Source organism: Chitinophaga filiformis, assembly GCF_900102545.1.
GTDB lineage: Bacteria > Bacteroidota > Bacteroidia > Chitinophagales > Chitinophagaceae > Chitinophaga > Chitinophaga filiformis.
The window spans coordinates 1-7,349 of record NZ_FNBN01000019.1 but is presented as its reverse complement, the minus strand read 5'-3'; the positions used below and the strand labels follow the sequence as shown (position 1 = coordinate 7,349).

General features: G+C 46.6%; 5 protein-coding genes and 1 rRNA gene. 4 read left to right on the top strand and 2 right to left on the bottom strand.

The features are described 5' to 3' along the window. On the bottom strand, positions 1 to 210 hold a 210-nt coding region (locus BLR32_RS34300; protein ID WP_218124297.1), incomplete at its 3' end, for a hypothetical protein. A gap of 424 nt (positions 211 to 634) precedes the next feature. Continuing rightward, entirely contained in the window at positions 635 to 3,172 is a 2,538-nt protein-coding gene (locus BLR32_RS33675; protein WP_089839130.1) for a M1 family aminopeptidase, read from the bottom strand. A gap of 178 nt (positions 3,173 to 3,350) precedes the next feature. Between BLR32_RS33675 and BLR32_RS33670 the strand changes: the two genes are divergently transcribed. The 4 genes from BLR32_RS33670 to BLR32_RS33655 all read left to right on the top strand — a co-directional run. Beyond that, positions 3,351 to 3,851 carry a biotin/lipoyl-containing protein gene (locus BLR32_RS33670; protein ID WP_089839128.1) on the top strand — a complete coding sequence of 167 codons (501 nt, stop codon included), beginning with the start codon at positions 3,351 to 3,353 and terminating at the stop codon, positions 3,849 to 3,851. Between the two features lie 81 nt (positions 3,852 to 3,932). After that, positions 3,933 to 5,765 (top strand): DUF4476 domain-containing protein, encoded by a 1,833-nt coding sequence (locus BLR32_RS33665; RefSeq protein ID WP_176842526.1) that lies wholly within the window; start codon positions 3,933 to 3,935, stop codon positions 5,763 to 5,765. Positions 5,766 to 5,868: 103 nt separating this feature from the next. Continuing rightward, positions 5,869 to 6,621, top strand: a complete 753-nt coding sequence (gene truA / locus BLR32_RS33660; protein WP_089839124.1) for a tRNA pseudouridine(38-40) synthase TruA — start codon at positions 5,869 to 5,871, stop codon at positions 6,619 to 6,621. A gap of 540 nt (positions 6,622 to 7,161) precedes the next feature. Beyond that, a 16S ribosomal RNA gene (locus BLR32_RS33655) occupies positions 7,162 to 7,349 on the top strand; the annotation flags it as partial.

Genomic DNA, 7,349 nt, shown 5'->3' with positions numbered 1-7,349 from the left:
TTTTTCCAAAGTCGTTTGCCTAAGTTCGGAAGAAAAAAGAGAGTACCAATAAGCCACTTGGGTTTTAGTGATCCTATAACGAGCTGCGACCTGGCTCATGCTTTGGTCTCCGGCCATGTAATCGGCCACTACTTTGTCCATGAACGACTGCTCATATTGGAACTGCGGGCCCAGACGTCCCTTGCGTCCCTGATTGTTTGAATTTTGCATGTTTTACACTTTTTAAAGTGTAAACCTATTTCAGGACCTGACAAGCTATGGTTCTCCTATGGGTATTTTACGTTCATCTTACGTTTTTGGACGTAGGATGAACGTAAGATACCCATAGGAGAACCATAGCTTGTCAGGTTTCATATACTGTTTATATCGAAGTTTGATACCTGGTTAGATAATGTACAGATAGTGTACCGACAGTGTGGAAGCTATATCCTATAGGCTCTCTACTATAGCATTGTAGGCACTGCTCTATAGCGTTGGCTATAGAGCAGTAGGCCTAATGTAGGACTACAGGGCCTATAGCTTAAGGATCGTGCTATAGTCTGACCGAATCTCTGTTTATACTCTATCACGACTTAATGCAATAAAAAAGGGGCTCGTCTCAGACGAACCCCTTTTCCTTTATACTTGAGCTTACTTAATTCTTCAGTTCGCTCGCTACCTTCTTCATAAAAGCACTTTGCTTTAGCAAACCTGCTTTCTTATCTGGGCTGGCCATCTCGGCTTTTTCTTCTTTATTCCTGGCGATTGGCTGCAAGAGACTTACCAGGTAATTGTTAACCATTTTGTTGTTGAACAAAAGCGCCATCTGTTTGATATCCTCTACACCTTTTAGCACATCGTCGGTATTATCTACAAGACTCAGGATGGACAGGTATTGGATGGCTGCATCCAGTTTATCCTGACCACTGGCTTCGTTGAAGGTTTTGGCAAAGAAAGCGAGATCTGCTTCATTGCCTTTCTGCGCGTATATACCTGCGATGGCATTGCTTAACGCACCTTTAGAATCTTTTTCCATTTGTTTGGCCAGTGTGTAACCCTTTTCAATATCCAGGGTGCCCAGGCCTTCAAGGGCTGCGCCTGCAACGGCATAAGAGCGGTCTTTTACAGCGGCCTCAAAGAGCGGCGTTAATTTAACGTCTTTCAATGTACCCAGCTGTGCCAGCGCTGCGGCACGTACTGTTGCATTCTCATCTTTCTTGGCGAGTTCCTGGAGGGTGGTGAAAGTGGCTGCTTTCACCGCAGGATCTGTCAGTTTCAGGCCATTGATGGCCAGTGCGCGCAGTCCATAGAACTTATCTTTCAGGGCAGCGGCTACCACTTTCAGTGCGGCCGGATTGGTGCTCTGTTCTTTCAGACATGCTTCGATAGCTTCCCGACGATCCAGGTATAGCGGCGCATGGGAGTATTGGAAGATATAAGCATTGATATCCTTGTTCTCCGTTTTAGTGGCCAGCAGCACTTTATCACCGTCGAAGTTAACCAGTTCTGGTTTTGCTTCAGAAGGGAAGGTGAAAGTGCTTACCTTATCGGTGACGGTCACCTGGTGACGTACCTTTTTACCGCCCGCGTAAACATCAATAGCTACTGGTAACTGGAAGAGCTTATTGCCGGATTGTTGCTGTTCTACCCTAACGGTAACGGTTTTGGTTCCTTCATTGTAGCTGGAATTGATATCCAGTACAGGATAACCCTGGCCGAAGTACCATTGATTGAAGAACCAGTTCAGGTCCTGGCCACTTACCTCTTCAAAAGCAAGACGCAGCTGGTGAGCTTCAGCAGCCTTGAAAGCGTTTGTTTTGAGATATAGGTTCAGCGATTTAAAGAAGGCGCTGTCACCTACCACATTGCGCAGCATGTTCAGGATGCGGCCACCTTTCTGGTAGCTGATGGCATCGAACATATCTTCTTTATCATGGTAGTGGAAGCGTACCAGGTCTCTGTCGCCGGAGTACTGGGCAAACTTCTGGTAGCTCTGCATTGCTTTATAGGCATGATCATCCGCAGCGTCTTTGCCATATTTATAGGACATCCAGAGGTATTCACTATAATCTGCAAAAGACTCGTTCAGAGTCAGGTTGCTCCAGGATTCTGCTGTTACCAGGTCGCCAAACCAGTGGTGGAACAACTCGTGAGCGATCACCGCCTCGTTATAGTTGTTGTTATCCAGGAGTTCCCTGTCTGTTTTCTGCAGGAAATCGCCATGAATAGTAGCGGTAGTATTTTCCATGGCACCTGACACATAATCTCTTACCACTATCTGGGAGTATTTTGCCCAGGGATATTCATATCCGAGTATGTTGGAGTAGAAGGTCATCATTTCCGGGGTGTTACCGAAAATAGCTTTGGCATAAGGAGCGTATGCTTTTTCTACGTAGTAATTCACTTCTTTGCCTTTCCATTGATCCTTAATGACCGCAAAGTCGCCTACTGCCATCATAAACAGGTAAGGGGAGTGAGGCAGATCCATTTTCCAGTAGTCGGTACGGGTTCCGTCTGCATTGTTCTTCTGGCTCACCAGTTTACCGTTGGAAAGGGTTACATATTTTTTGTCTACAGTGATACTGATCTCTTCGGTCGATTTCTGGGCCGTACGATCTATGGTAGGGAACCAGGCGGAGCTGGATTCTGTTTCACCCTGTGTCCAGATCTGTACCGGTTTGTTCTTTACACTGCTGTCAGGATTGATAAAATACAGACCTTTGGCATCTGTAATAGCAGCGCTGCCTTCAGATTTTACGTCATCCGGACGGGCTACATAATCCACATAGACCGTGAAGGACTCGGTTCTCTGGTAGTCCTTGTCGAGGGCAATATGCAGTTGCAGACTGTCGTACTTGTACTTAAGCGGAACATTCTTTCCACCTTTTACAATGGCTACCTGTTTGATATCCATTGCCTTAGCGTCGAGCGTGAGGGAGTCTGTCGTATAGAAATGCGGTTTCAGGGTAATCCAGGCTTTTCCTATCAGATATCTTTTGGCATAATCGAAACGAACATCCAGTTTAGTGTGAACGAGGTCATGCACTTTTGTTGAGGTGGCGCGATAGATTTTAAGGGCGGGATCTTCCTGCTGTGAGGGAGCCTGTTGTGCGGCAACCGGGGTAAGGTATATTATCCCTGAGATACTGGCCAACAGTACACTTTTGAGCGTGTGCTGCAAAGGTTTTAACATGATTGTAAACTGTTTTTGGCACGAATTAACAGGTTTTATCACAAATAATTGTGATCTGAGCTGTTAATATTAACTAAATCATGATAATTGGCCATAATTCAGGATCATTCGCAAAACCCGCGGCCGGTAAGTGTTTAAAAATGTTATTTTTGTCGCTGTCCAGTTAAATTACCATGTTATGATAAAAGCAATTGTGAATGGAGATCAGCCGTTTGTAGTCAACACGGAGATATTCCCTTTTACCTTGAATGGCCAACCCGTCACGTGGTCGGGTGTAGCGCTTCCCAATGGTAATCATAGTATTATACTGGACGGAAGGAGCTTTGTGGCCCAGGTGATCAAAGTGGACCGGGATACAAAAACGGTTACTATTATGATCGATCAGCAGGAGTATGTGGTGGCTATAGAGGAACCGATCGACCAGTTGCTGGCGGAAATGGGTATGAAAGATGCGCTGACCCGTAAAGTGAATGACCTGAAGGCGCCTATGCCGGGGTTGGTGCTGAAAGTGCTGGTAGAACCGGGACAAGCCATTAAAAAAGGCGATCCGGTATTGATACTGGAGGCCATGAAAATGGAGAATGTATTCAAAGCTGCGGCGGATGCCGTGGTGAAAGAGGTAAAGGTAAAGGAACGTACGGCAGTAGAGAAGGGGGAAGTACTGGTTATCTTGGAATAGATTTTGTAACTAATTAAATCAATCATAAGCGATCTGGAATGACGGAGTTGTCCGTCATTCGTAGTTATTCAAGAAATGTGTATGCCGCAATTTTTCAAGAGATCTATATTCACATTGTTCTTTCTTGGGATGACCTTCCGTATGGTGGCCCAGGAACAACAGTATTTTGTATATATACAAAGTGAAAGATCCCAGCCTTTTTATGTTAGATATGATGGAAAACTGATCCCGTCGTCAGACAGGGGTTATGTGATCCTTTCCAAAATGCCGGCAGGTACGGCGTCTCTCCGGATAGGTTTCGCAAAAAGTGATGTGCCGGAGCGTCAATACCTGGTGCGTGTTACCGGACCGGCTGATCAGGGATACCTGTTGAAGCAGGATGGCGACCGCGGATATGCGTTATTCAATCTGCAGACTTTTGCAGTGATAAGACCCGGAGAGGAGAAGAAAAAAGATGCAGTAGCAGCAACGGAAGCACCGGCAGAAGAGACGCCGGCAGCACAAGTGGCGCCAGCCCAGGAAACTGCAACAGCTCCGGCAGTAGCAGCAAATGGGTCTGAAACAACTGCTGCACCAACTCCCGCATCCGCAGATACTGCACTCGTACCAGCGCCACCAGTACCTGTTTCAGAAGATCAGCAGAAACAGGCCATGATGGCTTCTTTAAAGAAAGATCTTGATTCTACATTTCCTGCGAAAAGCGGAGTGGCGGTAGGCCCGGGAACCCGGCCTGTAAAGCAGTCCAATAAATTCTCCCAGGCCCTGGATAAGGTGGTAAGCGACGACCGTCCGGATGATATACCAGTGGAAGAACCTAAGGCGCCGGCAGCAGCACCTGTGGCAGCGGTTCCGACAGTAGTGCCGGCTACGGAAGCACCGGAAGCGCCGAAGAAACGGAGAAGAAGGAGAGAACGGGAGCCTTTGACAGAAGAAGAAAAACAACTGGCCAGCGCAGTACTGGCTGAAGAAAATAAAGCAGCAGAAACGGCTCCACCGAAGGAACAGCCTGGCACGGAAGCGCCGGCAAGCGAAGCCCCGGCAACGAAGCCGGTTGCGGAAACAAGCAGTCCATCCACAGAACCGGCTCCACCAGCAAAATCTTCATCGGAAGTAGTTAGTCCTTCTACAGAACCTGCTCCGGCAGTGACTGAACCAGTGAAGGAAGAGACGCCTGCTCTGACAAAGAAGGAAAAGCGGCAGCGAAAGAAAAAAACGGATGATCCGGCTTTCATAGATTTTCTGGATACAGGTGGGCATCAGGCACCACCTGCAGGCAGTGTAGCGGCACCAGCAGCACCTGCACCAGCACAGGCAACAGGTGATGCATCGGTAGAAACAACGGTTCCTGTAGAAGAAGCGCCGGCGGGCAGTAAAAAGAAGAAGCGTAGTAAACTGGCTGAAAAGATCGATACTATAGATACATCTGAGCATCCCAATAATGTAGTGAATGATCCTACCGGGTATGAAGTGAGTGATTTATCTATAGATCATCCGAAGGAGAGCAAAAAAGATAAAAAGAAAAAGAAGGAGACAGCAGGAGAGAATGTTGATGTAGCTGCCCCGGTGGCCACAGAAGCGACTCCGGCGCCTAAGAACTCTTCCCTGAAAATGATCAATTCTGATTGTGGAAAGGTGATGGATGATGATACCTTCCGCAAAATGTTGAGAAAATTTGTGGCGGGAAAAGATGATGATGGTATGCTGGATGCATTCCGCAAACAGACCAAAGGTTATTGCCTGGAGTCTTCCCAGATCAAGACACTTGTACAGTTAATGGGAACAGATGAATCCAGGTATCGCTTGCTGGATCTGGCTTATCCGAAGGCGTATCATTCAGATGAATATGCCAATATGGAGAGCTTATTATCTGACAGTTATTACAAAGGACGTTTCAGAGCAATGCTGCACCGATAGCAGATTACATAAATTTATCCGGAAGGCCACAAGGTTGTATGAAAGCAACTTTGTGGCCTTTTTTGTTTTTGTGCACGTAACTTCGCGTTTTGCAATCGGAATTATGAGATATTTTATTGAGGTAGCATATAAAGGGGCCAGTTTTGCCGGTTTCCAGGTACAGGATAACGCTAACACGGTGCAGTCTGCCATAGATCACGCTATTAGTCTGTTAATGCGAACCAAAGTAGTGACGACGGGTTCCAGTCGTACGGATGCGGGCGTGCATGCGTTACAGAATTTCCTGCATTTTGATATGGAGCAGCCCTTGCATCCTCAGTTTTTGTATAAGGTGAATGCGATTCTGCCACCGGATGTGGTGGTAAGACATGTATACCAGGTGGCCGATGATGCCCATTCCCGCTTTGCGGCCCTGAGCAGGTCGTATGAATACACCTTGTATATGCACAAGGATCCATTCCTGCAGGACAGGGGCTATTTCTTTCCTTACCGACTGGATGTGGGCCTGTTGCAGGAAGCGGCAGGAGTGCTGATGGAGTACCAGAACTTTATGACATTTTCGAAGCGGAATACGCAGGTGAAGACGTACAACTGCAATATTATGTCCTCCGCCTGGACGGCGGGAGAGGACCGCATCGTGTATAATGTAACGGCGAACCGGTTTTTGCGGGGAATGGTGCGGGGAATGGTGGGCACGATGTTGCGGGTAGGCCGGGGGAAGCTGAGTATGCAGGGATTCCGGGAGGCGATAGAGAGTCAGAATTGTGTGAATGCTGATTTTGCGGTACCGCCTCAGGGTTTGTTTTTGATGAGGGTAAGTTACCCGGAGGGGCTATTGAATGAGCCGGTGCAGTAAAAAGTTTTTTCTTAATATGCTGATAAATAGTGGGTTAATATAATCATGCCAGTTATCTTTCAAGATTTATTTGGTGGTAATGAAAAAACTCCTACTTTTGCGTCCCGCTTTGATAGAAAGCAACGCATACAAAAGCTCTTTCCCAGGTATAGAATTTCTCTTTTTTTGATGAGGCATAGCCAGCTGAAAAGTCCTATGTTATTGAATTTAGAATGGTTGTTGCTAAAATGATCGCTAAAATAAAATCTTCAAAAAATATTTGGTGGTAATGAAAATTTGATACACCTTTGCAACCCCAACGCAAACGATGCGAAACGGGAAACAAACGAGAGAGTTCTTAAAATAAAAGATGTCAGGCAGGGAGTGCCACGCAGATCGGATCTGGGACATTGACGAAGGTTAAGCGAATGGCTTAGCTAAAGTTCTTTGAAAGAATGGAAACAACAGCAAACATTATACACAGGTAATGTCAAGCGAAAACATTAGATAAATGACGTCTAATTTCGAGAGAAATTACACAGTCAGTATCAAAACTTCTTTACAATGGAGAGTTTGATCCTGGCTCAGGATGAACGCTAGCGGCAGGCCTAATACATGCAAGTCGAGGGGCAGCACAGGTAGCAATACTGGGTGGCGACCGGCAAACGGGTGCGGAACACGTACGTAACCTTCCTTTAAGTGGGAGATAGCCCGAAGAAATTCGGATTAATACCCCATAAGATTGTGGA

Coding starts and splice junctions, on each gene's coding strand:
- BLR32_RS33675 (WP_089839130.1), bottom strand. CDS start 3,172: ATGTTAAAACCTTTGCAGCACACGCTCAAAAGTGTACTGTTGGCCAGT.
- BLR32_RS33670 (WP_089839128.1), top strand. CDS start 3,351: ATGATAAAAGCAATTGTGAATGGAGATCAGCCGTTTGTAGTCAACACG.
- BLR32_RS33665 (WP_176842526.1), top strand. CDS start 3,933: ATGCCGCAATTTTTCAAGAGATCTATATTCACATTGTTCTTTCTTGGG.
- truA (WP_089839124.1), top strand. CDS start 5,869: ATGAGATATTTTATTGAGGTAGCATATAAAGGGGCCAGTTTTGCCGGT.